16 protein-coding genes are annotated in these 12,681 nt (G+C 57.5%); 7 read left to right on the top strand and 9 right to left on the bottom strand.

What is annotated here, in order from left to right:
- Positions 1 to 78: 78 nt before the first annotated feature.
- Genes ABVF61_RS02690 through ABVF61_RS02675 form a run of 4 tightly spaced genes read left to right on the top strand, consistent with a single transcriptional unit; the run spans position 79 to position 2,099 of the window.
- The gene (locus tag ABVF61_RS02690; protein WP_353991984.1) at positions 79 to 411 is read left to right on the top strand and encodes an NIPSNAP family protein; all 333 of its coding nucleotides are present in this window, start codon (positions 79 to 81) and stop codon (positions 409 to 411) included.
- On the top strand, positions 408 to 752 hold the full coding sequence (locus ABVF61_RS02685; protein WP_353991983.1) for an antibiotic biosynthesis monooxygenase family protein: 345 nt from the start codon (positions 408 to 410) through the stop codon (positions 750 to 752). The genes ABVF61_RS02690 and ABVF61_RS02685 overlap by 4 nt, the downstream gene beginning before the upstream one ends.
- An 11-nt stretch (positions 753 to 763) precedes the next feature.
- Positions 764 to 1,675, top strand: a complete 912-nt coding sequence (locus ABVF61_RS02680) for a DMT family transporter (RefSeq protein ID WP_353991982.1) — start codon at positions 764 to 766, stop codon at positions 1,673 to 1,675.
- 16 nt (positions 1,676 to 1,691) lie between these two features.
- Complete coding sequence (locus tag ABVF61_RS02675) at positions 1,692 to 2,099, top strand: (R)-mandelonitrile lyase (RefSeq protein ID WP_353991981.1); 408 nt, start codon at positions 1,692 to 1,694, stop codon at positions 2,097 to 2,099.
- Between the two features lie 34 nt (positions 2,100 to 2,133).
- On the opposite strand, the gene ABVF61_RS02670 is transcribed toward ABVF61_RS02675, so the two are convergent.
- The 3 genes from ABVF61_RS02670 to ABVF61_RS02660 form a co-directional block, all read right to left on the bottom strand.
- Positions 2,134 to 2,868, bottom strand: a complete 735-nt coding sequence (locus ABVF61_RS02670; protein ID WP_353991980.1) for a class I SAM-dependent methyltransferase — start codon at positions 2,866 to 2,868, stop codon at positions 2,134 to 2,136.
- Positions 2,869 to 3,052: 184 nt separating this feature from the next.
- Positions 3,053 to 4,507 carry an ATP-binding protein gene (locus ABVF61_RS02665; protein ID WP_353991979.1) on the bottom strand — a complete coding sequence of 485 codons (1,455 nt, stop codon included), beginning with the start codon at positions 4,505 to 4,507 and terminating at the stop codon, positions 3,053 to 3,055.
- Positions 4,504 to 5,232: a response regulator gene (locus ABVF61_RS02660; RefSeq protein ID WP_353991978.1), complete on the bottom strand. Its 729-nt coding sequence runs from the start codon at positions 5,230 to 5,232 to the stop codon at positions 4,504 to 4,506. Before ABVF61_RS02660 ends, ABVF61_RS02665 begins: the two co-directional genes overlap by 4 nt.
- A 251-nt stretch (positions 5,233 to 5,483) precedes the next feature.
- Between ABVF61_RS02660 and ABVF61_RS02655 the strand changes: the two genes are divergently transcribed.
- Complete coding sequence (locus ABVF61_RS02655) at positions 5,484 to 6,431, top strand: EF-hand domain-containing protein (RefSeq protein ID WP_353991977.1); 948 nt, start codon at positions 5,484 to 5,486, stop codon at positions 6,429 to 6,431.
- A gap of 153 nt (positions 6,432 to 6,584) precedes the next feature.
- Positions 6,585 to 7,586 carry a glycoside hydrolase family protein gene (locus ABVF61_RS02650; protein ID WP_353991976.1) on the top strand — a complete coding sequence of 334 codons (1,002 nt, stop codon included), beginning with the start codon at positions 6,585 to 6,587 and terminating at the stop codon, positions 7,584 to 7,586.
- An 18-nt stretch (positions 7,587 to 7,604) separates the two neighbouring features.
- On the opposite strand, the gene ABVF61_RS02645 is transcribed toward ABVF61_RS02650, so the two are convergent.
- The 5 genes from ABVF61_RS02645 to ABVF61_RS02625 all read right to left on the bottom strand — a co-directional run bounded on the left by ABVF61_RS02645 (position 7,605) and on the right by ABVF61_RS02625 (position 10,676).
- Positions 7,605 to 8,192: a YceI family protein gene (locus ABVF61_RS02645; protein WP_353991975.1), complete on the bottom strand. Its 588-nt coding sequence runs from the start codon at positions 8,190 to 8,192 to the stop codon at positions 7,605 to 7,607.
- Between the two features lie 90 nt (positions 8,193 to 8,282).
- Entirely contained in the window at positions 8,283 to 8,663 is a 381-nt protein-coding gene (locus tag ABVF61_RS02640) for a VOC family protein (protein WP_353991974.1), read from the bottom strand.
- Positions 8,664 to 8,677: 14 nt separating this feature from the next.
- Positions 8,678 to 9,229 carry a thioredoxin family protein gene (locus ABVF61_RS02635; protein WP_353991973.1) on the bottom strand — a complete coding sequence of 184 codons (552 nt, stop codon included), beginning with the start codon at positions 9,227 to 9,229 and terminating at the stop codon, positions 8,678 to 8,680.
- A gap of 71 nt (positions 9,230 to 9,300) precedes the next feature.
- Entirely contained in the window at positions 9,301 to 10,311 is a 1,011-nt protein-coding gene (locus ABVF61_RS02630) for a zinc-binding alcohol dehydrogenase family protein (RefSeq protein WP_353991972.1), read from the bottom strand.
- 74 nt (positions 10,312 to 10,385) lie between these two features.
- A complete protein-coding gene (locus ABVF61_RS02625; RefSeq protein WP_353991971.1) occupies positions 10,386 to 10,676 on the bottom strand; it encodes a putative quinol monooxygenase in 291 nt (96 codons plus the stop codon).
- A 101-nt stretch (positions 10,677 to 10,777) separates the two neighbouring features.
- Between ABVF61_RS02625 and ABVF61_RS02620 the strand changes: the two genes are divergently transcribed.
- Positions 10,778 to 11,668 (top strand): LysR family transcriptional regulator, encoded by an 891-nt coding sequence (locus tag ABVF61_RS02620; protein ID WP_353991970.1) that lies wholly within the window; start codon positions 10,778 to 10,780, stop codon positions 11,666 to 11,668.
- A 1-nt stretch (position 11,669) separates the two neighbouring features.
- On the opposite strand, the gene ABVF61_RS02615 is transcribed toward ABVF61_RS02620, so the two are convergent.
- Complete coding sequence (locus ABVF61_RS02615; protein ID WP_353991969.1) at positions 11,670 to 12,593, bottom strand: LysR family transcriptional regulator; 924 nt, start codon at positions 12,591 to 12,593, stop codon at positions 11,670 to 11,672.
- Positions 12,594 to 12,681: the final 88 nt, after the last annotated feature.

Below are 12,681 nucleotides of genomic sequence, written 5' to 3'. Positions count from 1 at the left end.
GTTCGATCCTTGTCGAAGCATTCATGTTCAAAACCATGTCACAAACAGGCTTAGAGGCCAACTGAAAAGGACCGGAGCATGATCACCTGTTTCATTCGCTATCACATCGACCCGACCAAAAAGGCAGCATTTGAAGAATATGCCCGCAACTGGGGACAGGCGATTCCCCGCTGCGGAGCGGATCTTGTCGGTTATTTTGCACCCCATGAAGGATCCACGACGCTGGCATACGGTGTCTATTCCATTGAAAATCTTGCTGCCTATGAAGCCTATCGCGCCCGGCTTGCCGCCGATCCTCTCGGGCAACAGAACTATGAGTTCGCACAACGCGAAAAATTCATCTTGCGGGAAGACCGCACCTTCCTGAAACTGGCCTCCGCACCGCATGGGGAGAGGAACAAAAGCATATGATCGCCGTTATTTTCGAAGTTATCCCGCATGCGGACAAGAAGCAGAACTATCTCGATATGGCTGCCAAGATGCGCCCGCTCGTGGAGCAGATTGACGGGTTTTTGTCCGTCGAGCGGTTTCAGAGCCTGACAAATCCGGAAAAGCTTCTGTCCATCTCCTTTTTCCGCGATGAGGCCGCGCTCAATGAATGGCGTAGGCTCACGGGACATCGGCAGGCCCAGAAGGTTGGCCGGGAAGACTATTTCAAGGATTACCGTCTCCGGGTTGCCCATGTTCTGCGCGACTACGGTATGGAAGACCGTGACGAAGCGCCGGAAGACAGCCGCGCCTTACATGGCTGACATTTCTTTTCATGGAAAACCGGTCTTTTGAATATCTGCTGCTCGGCGTTCTGGCGCTGCTTTGGGGCTCGTCTTACATGTGGATCGGCCTAGCGTTGGACACCGTTCCCCCTGCGACCCTGATGGCCGCGCGTGTGTCGCTGGCCTCCCTCATTTTATTGCTTGTCATGGCCCTGCGCGGCATTCGCATGCCTCTCGACCGGCACAACTGGCGACTGTTTTTCATTCAGTCGCTTCTCAACGGGACCGGACCCTGGTTGCTTCTGGCCTGGGGGCAGCAATATGCAGGCACGGCGGTCTCCAGCGTTTTGAATTCAACGTCGCCCCTTTGGGTGTTTGCGATCTCGTTTCTCGTGCTCAAGCGCGGCCAGCTTCCAGGCGGACGCCAGCTCGCCGGGGCCTTGCTTGGCTTTGCCGGCGTTGTGCTGATCATCGGCGTCGGCGCGCTTGACAATCTCGGCGAAAACATCCTGCCTCAACTCGCGGTCTTCTTCAGCGCAGCGCTCTACGGTGTCGCGGCGCTGCGCGGTCAGCTCTTTCGCGGCCTTCCGCCCATTGTCCCCGCAACCGGAATGCTTCTGTGCTCGTCTTTCGTGCTCGTGCCGCTGAGCCTTCTGACCGAAGCGCCCTGGACACTCACGCCAGGCCCAACGGGATGGACGGCCGCCATCATGCTTGGCGTGGTCTGCACTGCGCTCGCGTTTCTGATCTACTTTCGTCTGCTGATCACGCTCGGAGCCATGGGGACTGCCAGCCAGGCGTATCTGCGCGCGGGTGTCGGCGTTGTCCTCGGTGTCGTCTTTTTGTCCGAAAGCCTGGACGCGGAAACTTTTGCCGGGATTTGCCTTGCCATTTCAGGTGTTGTTCTGATCAACTGGCCACAGCGCATGAGCACAACGGTGCCATCGAGTGCCAGAAAGTAACCGGCGAGGTGAAACCATGAGCTTTCTGACCGTTTACAAAGCCGGGTCGAGACCGAGCAAACGTGCCAATCCAGACTATTTCACAGGGACAGTCTGGCAGGAGCCGGTCATCGAAGCACCGGTCCCGGCTCGGGTGCGGGCCGCGAAAGTCTCTTTCGAACCGGGCGCGCGCACCCATTGGCACACACATCCGCTCGGCCAGACCCTGCATGTGCTCGACGGGGCAGGGTTCGTCCAGCTCTGGGGCCAGGACAAGCTTGCCATCCTGCCCGGGGACGTGGTCTGGATCCCGCCAGGTGCAAAGCACTGGCACGGTGCCGGTCCGCAGACATCCATGGTTCATCTTGCGATCCACGAGGAGATGGACGGTTCCGTCGCCGACTGGCTTGAGGCGGTGGACGAGGCGACGTATTCAAAGACGTAAAATTCAAAAGCGACAGAGGTCGTTGATTAGTGGTTTAAGTCCTCTTTTCATAAACTGAAACATGCATCTTGCTGTCGGGTCCGAATTTAGACCGGTCCCACGCCGCCCACCTGTCTTTGAGAACGAGGCCGGCCATACGGGCCATCAAGTCCATTTCGGCGGGCCAGATGTATCGCAAACGCAAGGGCACAAGACGCAAACCACTTTCCGTGACTTTGACCCTTTGAAACTCCAGCAGCTGCCCCGCAGGATCATGTCGGCAAGTATCCAACCAGACGCTGTCACGCGCCATGTGGCGAATGCCAACCTGCTGATTGTTCTGAAAAGAGCCGAAATCGGGCACAAAGGCTGAAACCAGAAAAGTTCCGCCTGGCTTCAGATGCTTACTGGTATTTTCGAAACAGTGGATCTGTTCTTCCTGGCTTTGCAGATTGAAGATTGTATTGAACACAAGGAAGGCGAGATCAAAGGAACCGTCGACGGCGACTTTGGCCATGTCTCCGATGATGACCGGAATGTCCTTGCCGCCAGGTTTTTCCCGCATACGGTCCACCATCAGTTGCGATGCTTCGATCCCTGTGATGTCTACGCCAGCTTGCGAAAGGGGAATGGCGACCCGGCCCGTGCCGATTGCCAGTTCCAGGACGCGGCCATTGCCGGCCATCTCCCGGATCAGGGCAACTTCTTCCGCCGTTGTACCTGGATCGTTGCGCTCGTCGTAGTCATGGGCGTTCAGCTCGCCAAATGTTTCCGGGGCAAAGGGGTCCATCTCAAGATCCAGACTACGGTTAGTGTGGAACAAGCTCCACAGGATTGCAGATGAGGCATGCTGATTGTGGTAGCATCAAATTGAAGTTGTTTGTGGGCGAACGCCGCTACAAAAGGCGATTGTCGGATCGGTGTTGCCGAAACACATTTCGGCCGAAATACGGAGTGTTGTTCCCAACTCGCAACTAAGTCGACTGTCCCGCACCAAGTGGCAATCTAACCTCTGCCACCAGCCCGGATTCATCTCCATTCGTCAGCTGAATGGTTCCGCCATGGGCATGGATGATCGACCGCGTGATGGCGAGACCAAGCCCGATGCCGCCCGTTTCCTCGCTGCGGGATTCTTCAAGCCGGACGAAGGGTTCAAAGACATCCTTGAAGCGGTCTTCGGGAATACCCGGACCTTGGTCCGACACCCGAATAACCACTTCGCCATTCGTCGTGGCTGCCGAGATAGAAACGCAGCCGCCGTAGCGGACACCGTTTTCGACCAGGTTGCGCAAGGCACGCTTGAGCGCGACCGGACGGCAGGTGAGCAGGACGTCCTTTTCAAGGGTCACGCTGCAATCATGCCCGAGATCATTCTGGTCTCCAGCAAGGCTTTCCAGCATTGCGCCCAGGTCGGTTTCTTCCGCACCCTCCGAATGCGCTTCGTCCTTTGCAAAACGAAGCGTTGCCTCGGTCATTGCTGCCATTTCCTCCAAGGTTTCGATCATCTTTTCGCGGTTTTCATCATCATCGATGAACTCCGCCCGGATCCTCAAGGAGGTGATCGGGGTGCGCAGGTCGTGGCTGATCGCGGCCAGCATGCGGGTTCGATCCTTCACGAACCGGGTGAGCCTGTCCTGCATGTCGTTGAAGGAAGACGTCAGTGCACGGACTTCTTTCGGTCCGCTCGGATCGAGCGGTTTGCGTTCCTCGCCACGGCCGAGTTTTTCAGCTGAAACGGCCAGTTCCTTCAAAGGACGGGTGACGCGCCGTACCGCGAACCCGATTATGACAACGGTTGCGATCGAGGTAAGAAGAAGCTGTACGATCAGCGACCTGAAAGCACCATCGGGCGGACGGTAGCTGGTCGCCACATTCAGCCAGCGTCCGTCGGTCATCTGGATGGAAAGCGACAGGTCCTCAGGCTTGTTCATGATCTTGCGAAGATTGTAGGGACGTTCTTTCTTTGGAACGGACCGCCAGCTCGGATCAACCGTGTCGCCATTTGCATCTCGGCGAACCTTGGGACCGCGTTTTTCGTCGGCAAGGATATTGAGGTGAACGGTCTGACCGTGATTGAGCCGCTCTGAAATGATCCCCTGCAGGCGCTGCTCGAAGCGCGACGTTCCCGGCGTTCGCGCAAGCGGCGTGTCGCCCAGCCAGAACACGGCGAAGCGGCTGCTGCTGGCCTCAAGGATGCGGCTTTGCAGGGCGGCCGGCGTATCTTCGAGCAATTCGGCAATCGAAACCGCGCGCGCGAGCAGGTTGTCGCGTGCGGCGGCAACAAGGGCAATGCGCCGTTCGTCATGGAAGATCCAGATGCTGAGGGCCTGTGCAGCGAAAATCGCTGCCAGCAGCAGCACGATCAGCTGGGACGCCAGCGAGCGGGGCCACAAAAATCCGAGGCCTCTTTTCGCGAAACCGAGATTCATTCAGCGTGATCTTTCACTTCTGCGGTGAACATGTAACCGCCGCCCCAGACCGTCTTGATCATCTTGGGATCTTTGGGATCAACTTCGATTTTCCGGCGCAGTCGCGAGACCTGATTGTCGATCGACCTGTCAAAGACGCCGGGCGTTCGTCCCGTGGTCAGATCCAAGAGCTGATCGCGGTTCAAAACCATTTTTGGACGTTTTAAAAACGCACACAGCAGCTGAAACTCACCACTAGAAAGTGGAACGGTCACCTCGTCAGGATCCGTCAGTTCGCGGCGTGAGACGTTGAGCTGCCAGCCGTCGAAATGAAGGCGTTCCTGCTCGATCGGGTCGCGCTCCCGCGGAGCGAGCGACGTCCGTCTGAGAACGGCGCGGATTCTTGCCAGAAGTTCGCGCGGGTTGAAGGGCTTGGTCACATAGTCGTCTGCCCCGATCTCAAGCCCGATGACCCTGTCGGTATCATCTGCCATGGCCGTGAGCAGGATAACCGGCATCGAACCGGTCTCCACGAGGTGACGGCATAAGGACAGCCCGTCTTCACCGGGCATCATGACGTCGAGCACGACGAGATCGATGGACGCGGCTTTCAAAGCCTTGCGTGCATGGGCCGCGTTTTCAGCCGTCGTGGCCCTGAGCCCATTTTTGATGAGATAACGGGCCAGCGTCTCGCGAATGTCGCGGTGATCGTCCACCACCAGAATATGCGGGCTCGGGTCGCTCACATGGCTCTCCTGTCGTGCGTATCCGTTGTCTTACCGGGCGCGCCTCTGCTTTTAAAGTATGGGCGCATGCAAGGTGTTTGTTTCTACGGCCAAAATAATAACAGGCCGGTCTTCTTGCGAGCCGAACTTGTAACAAAGTGTATCGCCGGGGCATGCGGGGACAGTTGGCGACACTTAAGGGTTGTTGCATGGGTATTCCTGCGACAATTGCCTCCTACCTTGAGCCCATCAACGAACAAGGAGTTGTTGGAATGAAACCGTTCAAGAAAATTGCAATTGCCGCTTTGGCTGCGAGTGTCGCGGGAACCGCGCTGACAGCCGGTCTTCCCGCCTTCGCCCAAAGCGGTGTTGCGGCAGGGGACGGGGGGCAACAGATACAGCAGGCTGAGGGCAAGCAGATCGCGCATAAGGGCGAACGCGGCAAATGGGGCCGCGGGCATGGCCGTGGCGACCGTGAACAGCGCGCAGAGCGTCTGTTCGAGCGTTTCGACGCCGACGAGGACGGCGTGATCACCGAAGCCGAGATATCGGAAGTTCGGGCCCAGGAATTCGCAGCTTCGGATGCTGACGCGAATGGCGAAATCAGCCTGGAAGAATTCAAGGCCCATTTCATGGAGCGTTCCAACGACCGGATGGTACGTGCCTTCCAGTTTCTTGATTCCGATGGCGACGGAACCGTGACACAGGCAGAAGTGGACGTCGTCGCAAACCGGATGTTCAACCGGCTTGATCGCGATGGTAACGGCACGATCGAGCGTGTGCGCGGCCAGCGCGGACAAGCGGCGGAAAACGGCGGCGAACGTCAACAGCGCGCCGAACGTGGTGAGCGCCGCGGGCGCGGCGGTCCGGCCCGCATGTTCATGACAATGTTCGATACGGACGGCAGCGGATCAGTCACAAGAGAAGACTTCGATGCAAAACGGGCAGAGCTGTTTGCTTTGGCCGACACAAATGGCAGCGGATCCTTCACGCTTGAAGAGTTCGGTCCGCTCTGGATGGCCGTCAATGAAAACAGGATCGTCAACATGTTCCAGCGCGCCGATGCCGACGGCAGCCTCGGGATTACCCAGGAAGAAGCCGGAAAACGCCTGGACAACCTGATGAAACGGGCAGACCGGAACAAGGATGGCGTAATCACCAAAGCAGACTTCAAGGGTGGAAAAAAGAAAGGCGGAAAAGGCAAGAAGCACCGCGGCTGAAACCCCGAACTCCCCTGAATAATCTCCCCGCGTCTGAATGCCCCCAAGTGCGGGGAGATACTGAGGGAGCCACGAAAGTGGCTCCCTTTTTCCGTTACGGGAATCTCAAGAATTATCGGCAATACTACCCCTAGAAGTTTCCAGGGGGATCACATGGCCAAGCCGGATTTGAGTGAATTTGTCGCCGCGAAAATCGCTGACGGACATGTCGGAGTAGACGACGTCATTAACCTGCGCCGCCATATCTATGGGGATATGGTTGTGTCGCTTGACGAAGGCGCTGCCTTGTTCAGACTGAACAATGCCGGTTTGACGTATGCGCAAACCTGGTACGAACTGTTTCCGGAAGCGGTCGCCGATATCCTGGTCAATCAGGTACGCCCGGAAGGATATGTCTCTGAGGAGAATGCAGGCTGGTTGATCGGTCAGATCACCGCCGATGGGCATGTCTGCAGCCGGTCGGAACTTGACGCCGTTCTCTTTGTTCTTGAAAAGGCGCGCGAAGCGCCGGAGCGCCTGGAGCACTTTGCCCTGAAGAGCGTTGCCGATGCCGTCGTTTCCGGAAAAGGGGCGACAAGAGCAGGCAATGAGCTGAAACCGGGCGTTGTTTCTGACGGCGAAGTCGAAATTCTGCGGCGCGTCCTTTATGCCGGTGCCGGCTGCGGCGGGATTGCCATCTCAAGGGCGGAAGCCGAGATACTCTTCGATCTGAATGATGCCACCATTGAATCAGAGAACGCGCCTGCCTGGTCGGAGCTCTTCTCGAAGGCAATCGCAAACCACCTCATGGCCATGTCGGGTTTCACACCACCGCCGCGCGAGACTGCGCTCGCGCGTGAAGACTGGCTCAGCCAGCCTGGCGGTTACGAGGGCGGTCTTGGCGGCTTCTTCCGCAAGATGGTCAGCGGCGGCGTCAGCGGTATCCGGAGCGCTTACGCGGACGAGTCCGATCCGTTCGCGGCAAGGAGCGCCGCAATGGAGACCGAGATCGCGCTGAACGAAGTCGTGACTGAAGACGAGGCCGGCTGGCTTGTGGACCGGATTGGCCGCGATGGTGTTCTGCATGAGAATGAAAAGGCTCTCCTGCGGTTCATCCGCGAGGAAAGCCCAAACATTCATCCGGCGCTCCGTCCGCTGATGGACAAGGCGGTCTAGGCTTCGTCTTCTGCCCGGTCAGTTTTCAACGCGCATGGCTTCGGTTTCGATAATGAGCTCAACGTCGTCTCCGACGAAGCCGTTCTCGACCGCATAGGTCATACCGAACGCGCTGCGTTGAACAGTACCGCGCGCGCTGATCCCGAGGGTGAAGCGACTGTGGCCAAATGGATATTTGGCCGCCTTGTTGAGTGTCACCTCCAGAACGAGAGGTTGTGTCTGATCGAGAAGTGTCAGATTGCCTTCAACCGTGCCGGTGGTGTCACTCGTGGCGTTTCCACCTTGAGCCGTGAATGTCATGACCGGGTAATTCTCGACATCCAGGAAGTCCTTGTTGCGAACGTGATTGTCCCTGGCTTCATTGAAGGATTCCACGCTTGCCGTCTTGACCGTGATTTCGAGGTCTGACAGCTCCTTGGTATCCATGTCGTAGGTAAACCCGCCTTCGAAATCGAGAAAAACACCGAGGGTGTCCGCGTAGCCGATATGGTCGACCATAAAGGCAATCGTCGTGTGTGTCGGGTCAATTTCATAGCGATGGGGTTCGGCTGCCACCTGTGTCGCGGCAAGGGACAATGCGGCTGCGCCTGTGAGGAAACGGATCATGTCTGGCCTCATTCTCTGGGTCATAACGTGTCGGAACCAAAGTGAAAGCTAGCGCGGGCGTCCGGTCAGGCAACAGCGATCGCCGGACAGTTATTCATCTACGCGGAAATCAACGTGAATGTGATTGCCGTCCGGGTCCCAGACGTTAAAGGCAACGAGGTTTACGGCCGCAATTTCGGATTTGCGAAACTCTACACCCCGTTCCTGAAGCCGGTTTTCGAACTCATTCGCCCCGTTTGCAGAAAAGGCAAAATGCTCAAGCTTCAGTTCGACCTCGGAACCCGTTCCAGCATCGCCATCAATGCCAACCAGATGCACAAATGCCGTTTCGCCCGCATAGAGCCAGGCACCGGGAAAGGGAAAATCAGGCCGGGGACCCGACTTGAGACCGAGCACGTCCTGGTACCAGGAGATCATTGCGTCAAGCTGCGTGGTGCGCAGGTTGACGTGGTTGAGCTGGGTTATCTGCATCTTGGCCTGATCTCCTATTTCCACTTGATGGAGCAACCGATCGACGGGATCTGATCCTCCGGACCCTTACCGGTTTCCGCGATCTGTTTCATGGCTTCGAAAAGGTCGCGGCGCAAGTCGGAAGGCGATGATCCCATGCGTGTTGCATCAAGGCGGCCGCGGTATTGCAGTTGCATATCCTTGTTGAACCCGAAGAAATCCGGCGTACACACGGCATCATAGTCTTTCGCGACACTCTGGTCCGCGTCATGCAGGTAAGGGAAGGGGAACGCGTGCTTTTCCGCCATCAGCTGCATGTTTTCGAAACTGTCGGCAGGATAGGAAACAGGGTCGTTCGAACAGATCGCAACCACACCGATCCCATGTTCCTTCATGTCGTGGGCGTCGCGGATGATCTTGTCCATGATAGCCAACACGAAGGGGCAGTGATTGCAGATGAACATCACCAGCGTGCTCTGTTCTCCGGCGACATCTGCCAGTTTATAGGTGCTGCCGTCCGTAGCAGGCAGGGTGAAATGAGGCGCTTGCCAGCCGAAGTCGCAGACGGGCGGTTGAAGTGCAGCCATGGAGCATGTTCCCGGAATGTGAATGATGACGGTTTGGCAAAGCGCAGCCGGTTTTCCGGCTGCGCAGCAGATCAGAACCCTTCTAGCACGATCTTGCCCTTCGCGGTGCCGGTTTCAATGAGCGCATGCGCCTTGCGCATGTTCGCCGCGTTGATTGGACTGAGGATGGTGTCGAGTGTTGTACGTATACGGCCAGCATCAATCTCTGCGGCGACATAGGTCAGAAGCTTGTGCTGTTCGATCATGTCCGGTGTCTGGAACATGGCTCTTGCGAACATGAACTCCCAGTGGAGGCTGGCCGCCTTCATTTTCATTTTTTCCATGGGCATCGGCAGACTGGTGTCGTCGATGGTAACGATGGCTCCCTCAGGGCGGATCAACTCTACCGCCGTTTCCCAATGGCGCATGTCATTGAAGATGGCGATATGGTCGACATGCTCGTGACCGAGAGCGCGCACCTGGGCGACCATGTCTTCCCGGTGATTGACCACTTCATCGGCTCCGAGTTCCCGCACCCAGGCGGAGGTTTCCGGGCGTGAGGCGGTTGCGATGATCTTCAGACCGGCTGCTTTTGCCAGCTGAATGCCGATCGACCCGACACCGCCACCCGCACCAATGATCAAAATGCTCTCGCCCTTGTTGCCGCCGTCCCGGTCGATGCCGAGCCGATCAAAGAAGGATTCGTAAGCGGTCAGCGTGGTCAGAGGCAGCGCGGCGGCCTCTGCAAAGCCCAGGGTTTTCGGTTTCAAACCGACGATGCGTTCATCGATTAGTTGGAACTCTGAATTCGATCCGGACCGGGTGATGTCGCCGGCATAATATACTTCGTCTCCAGGTTTGAAGAGCGTGACATCGGGTCCGACCGCCTCAACGACACCGGCTGAGTCCCAACCGAGCACACGGGGCGTTTCTTCAACGGTGTCCTTCGGGGCCCGCACTTTTGTATCAACCGGGTTGACGGAAACCGCCTTCACGGCGACGAGAAGATCACGGCCTTCCGGAACAGGTTTCGGGAGATCGACATCCAGAAAGGAGTTCGGGTCGTCGATCGGCAAATAATGAGTCAGTGCAACGGCTTTCATGGATTTGTTTCCAGATTGATTCAGGTGGGCGGCCGGTGTCTTTTTGTCAGGCGGGCCGCCGGAAAGAAAAGTCTTCAGCCGACTACGGTCATTTCGTTCAGCGTGAATTCTGCAACGGCACCTTCTGTGGCCTCCATATAAGCGGCCAGGTGCGGCGCACTCATATGGGTTTGCCAGAGTTCACGGCTCTCCCAGTTTTCATAGAACATGAAATGAGCCGGGTTTTCGTTGTCCTGGTGCAGGTCGTAGTTGATGCAGCCGGCTTCGGCGCGCGTGATGTCGATCAGTTTCAAGAGCTCGGATTTGACGAGTTCGACCTTGTCCGGATTGGCTTTGATATTTGCGACGATTGTGAGCTTGGCCATGGGGTGGGTTCCTGTTTGATTTGCGATGGGAACTACCTAGCTGCTTGACGATTTCGGATAAACAGGCAGAATTCGGAGAAACAATCCGGAAAATCCGTATAATGCTCCTCGATAATATCTCTCTCTTTTTGGCGATCGTTGAAAAAGGCAGTCTTGCCGCCGCGGCGCGTGAGGCCGGGCTGTCGTCGACCACTGTGTCAGAGCGGCTGGCTGCGCTTGAAGCCCACTACGATGTTGTTCTCCTCAACCGGACAACCCGGTCAATCAGTCTGACGGAAGAGGGGCGGGTTCTGGTTGAGGGTGCGCGTGCCGTTCTCGGCGAGGTCGAGGAGCTGGACAGCCGTATTCGCTCAGGCGCGCAAACACTGTCCGGCCTGATCCGGATCAGCGCTCCTGAAGACTTAGGGCGCAACATCATTTCAGGTGCGATTGCAGACTTTCAGACCAACCATCCCTCGATATCGATCGATCTGCATCTGTCGGACGGTTATGTCGATATTGTCGGGCTCGGGATTGATCTGGCGGTGCGGTTTGGCGCTATCAGCGACAGTTCTCTCAGGATCAAACACGTTGCCACCCGTCGGCGGATCCTGTGCGCCTCACCGGCCTATCTTGAAAGACACGGTGCGCCGGAAACCCCTGCGGATCTCAGGGACCACACCTGCCTGATGATGCGGTTCGGCCAGAATATCGACAACAGCTGGGAATTCAGGAAAGGGGACGTAAAGCACGTTGTCACGGTGAACGGCACCCTGATCGCCAATGACGGCGCGCTCGTGCGCGAATGGGCGCTGCAAGGCAGAGGCATTGCCTTGAAGTCTGAATTCGATTGCGCGGCGGACATCCGCGCTGGCCGGTTGATCCAGCTGCTTCGCGATTATGAGCCACCGGGTTCACCATTGCAGATCCTGTTCCCGCCGAGCCGTGCCCAACCCCGCCGGGTGCGTGCCTTCGCCGAGCATCTGATCAGAGTCCTGCGGAGTGTCGAGTAACTCAATTCCGACTGCCGGTTGAGATCGTATCCGCCTGCCACCGTGAGCCGAACTCAGCTGCCAGAAAATCGATCAACGCCCGCACCCGCCGTGTGAGATGACGGTTCGGCGGATAGAGTGCATAGACCCCGAAGGCGTCTGTAGCATGTTCGGGAAGCACATGTTCGAGCCGCCCGTCCGTGAGAGCGTCCTCTATTGCGTAAAGGGGCGCGATCGTGATGCCGAGGCCGCCCATCGCCATGCGCGCCAGAGCGCCCGGAGAATTGGACCGGACGTTTCCGGTCGGGCGAAGCACGTTTTCTTTCCCGCCTGAGCGAAACCGCCAGACATTCATCTCCGACTGGTTGTTGTCGACCAGGCACACATGGGTGCTCAACGCCCTTGGGTCTTTCGGCCTGCCGTGGCGGTCCAGATAGTCGGGGGATGCGCACAGGACAAGCGGCATGTCGGCAAGTTTGCGCGCCCGAAGGGATGAGTCTTTTAAGGCACCGATGCGGATTGCAAGATCCAGTCCTTCCTCCACAAGCGCCAGTCTGTTGTCGGTCAGCCGCATGTCGAGTTCAACATCCGGATGATCGCGCAAAAACGGAGCCAGAGCCTCGCAGAGCCGCGTGCTGCCGAAGCCTGTCGGCGCGGTCAGCCGGATGAGCCCGGCAAGAGCGCCCTGACGTTCCTGCACCAGGGAATCGAGGTCATCGAGCTGTTCCAGGATCGGCCGGCAATGCTCCAGGTAAGCCGCGCCGACATCCGTCAGCGAGACGCTGCGCGTCGTGCGATTGAAGAGTTGCGTTCGAAGCTGGCTTTCCAGCTGCTGTACATATTTGCTGACGAGTTTTGTTGACAGCCCAAGCCGGCGCCCTGCGGCGGTGAAGGAGCTGTCCTGTGCGACGGCAACAAACGCCCGCATCATTTCGATCTTGTCCAAGGTGCCTGCCTTTCAGCGCGAACAGAGCATTTATATTATGTATGCTTTGTACATAATAATTGAATGAAAAAGAAGATTATCCCCGTGA

Source organism: Roseibium sp. HPY-6, assembly GCF_040530035.1.
Lineage (GTDB): Bacteria > Pseudomonadota > Alphaproteobacteria > Rhizobiales > Stappiaceae > Roseibium.
The sequence above is the reverse complement of the archived record's forward strand: the minus strand, read 5'-3'. Positions and strand labels throughout refer to the sequence as shown.

What these genes read in the sequence shown, in the direction of transcription:
- ABVF61_RS02690 (WP_353991984.1), top strand. Translation starts at nt 79, where the DNA reads ATGATCACCTGTTTCATTCGCTATCACATCGACCCGACCAAAAAGGCA.
- ABVF61_RS02685 (WP_353991983.1), top strand. Translation starts at nt 408, where the DNA reads ATGATCGCCGTTATTTTCGAAGTTATCCCGCATGCGGACAAGAAGCAG.
- ABVF61_RS02680 (WP_353991982.1), top strand. Translation starts at nt 764, where the DNA reads ATGGAAAACCGGTCTTTTGAATATCTGCTGCTCGGCGTTCTGGCGCTG.
- ABVF61_RS02675 (WP_353991981.1), top strand. Translation starts at nt 1,692, where the DNA reads ATGAGCTTTCTGACCGTTTACAAAGCCGGGTCGAGACCGAGCAAACGT.
- ABVF61_RS02670 (WP_353991980.1), bottom strand. Translation starts at nt 2,868, where the DNA reads ATGGACCCCTTTGCCCCGGAAACATTTGGCGAGCTGAACGCCCATGAC.
- ABVF61_RS02665 (WP_353991979.1), bottom strand. Translation starts at nt 4,507, where the DNA reads ATGAATCTCGGTTTCGCGAAAAGAGGCCTCGGATTTTTGTGGCCCCGC.
- ABVF61_RS02655 (WP_353991977.1), top strand. Translation starts at nt 5,484, where the DNA reads ATGAAACCGTTCAAGAAAATTGCAATTGCCGCTTTGGCTGCGAGTGTC.
- ABVF61_RS02650 (WP_353991976.1), top strand. Translation starts at nt 6,585, where the DNA reads ATGGCCAAGCCGGATTTGAGTGAATTTGTCGCCGCGAAAATCGCTGAC.
- ABVF61_RS02645 (WP_353991975.1), bottom strand. Translation starts at nt 8,192, where the DNA reads ATGATCCGTTTCCTCACAGGCGCAGCCGCATTGTCCCTTGCCGCGACA.
- ABVF61_RS02640 (WP_353991974.1), bottom strand. Translation starts at nt 8,663, where the DNA reads ATGCAGATAACCCAGCTCAACCACGTCAACCTGCGCACCACGCAGCTT.
- ABVF61_RS02635 (WP_353991973.1), bottom strand. Translation starts at nt 9,229, where the DNA reads ATGGCTGCACTTCAACCGCCCGTCTGCGACTTCGGCTGGCAAGCGCCT.
- ABVF61_RS02630 (WP_353991972.1), bottom strand. Translation starts at nt 10,311, where the DNA reads ATGAAAGCCGTTGCACTGACTCATTATTTGCCGATCGACGACCCGAAC.
- ABVF61_RS02625 (WP_353991971.1), bottom strand. Translation starts at nt 10,676, where the DNA reads ATGGCCAAGCTCACAATCGTCGCAAATATCAAAGCCAATCCGGACAAG.
- ABVF61_RS02620 (WP_353991970.1), top strand. Translation starts at nt 10,778, where the DNA reads ATGCTCCTCGATAATATCTCTCTCTTTTTGGCGATCGTTGAAAAAGGC.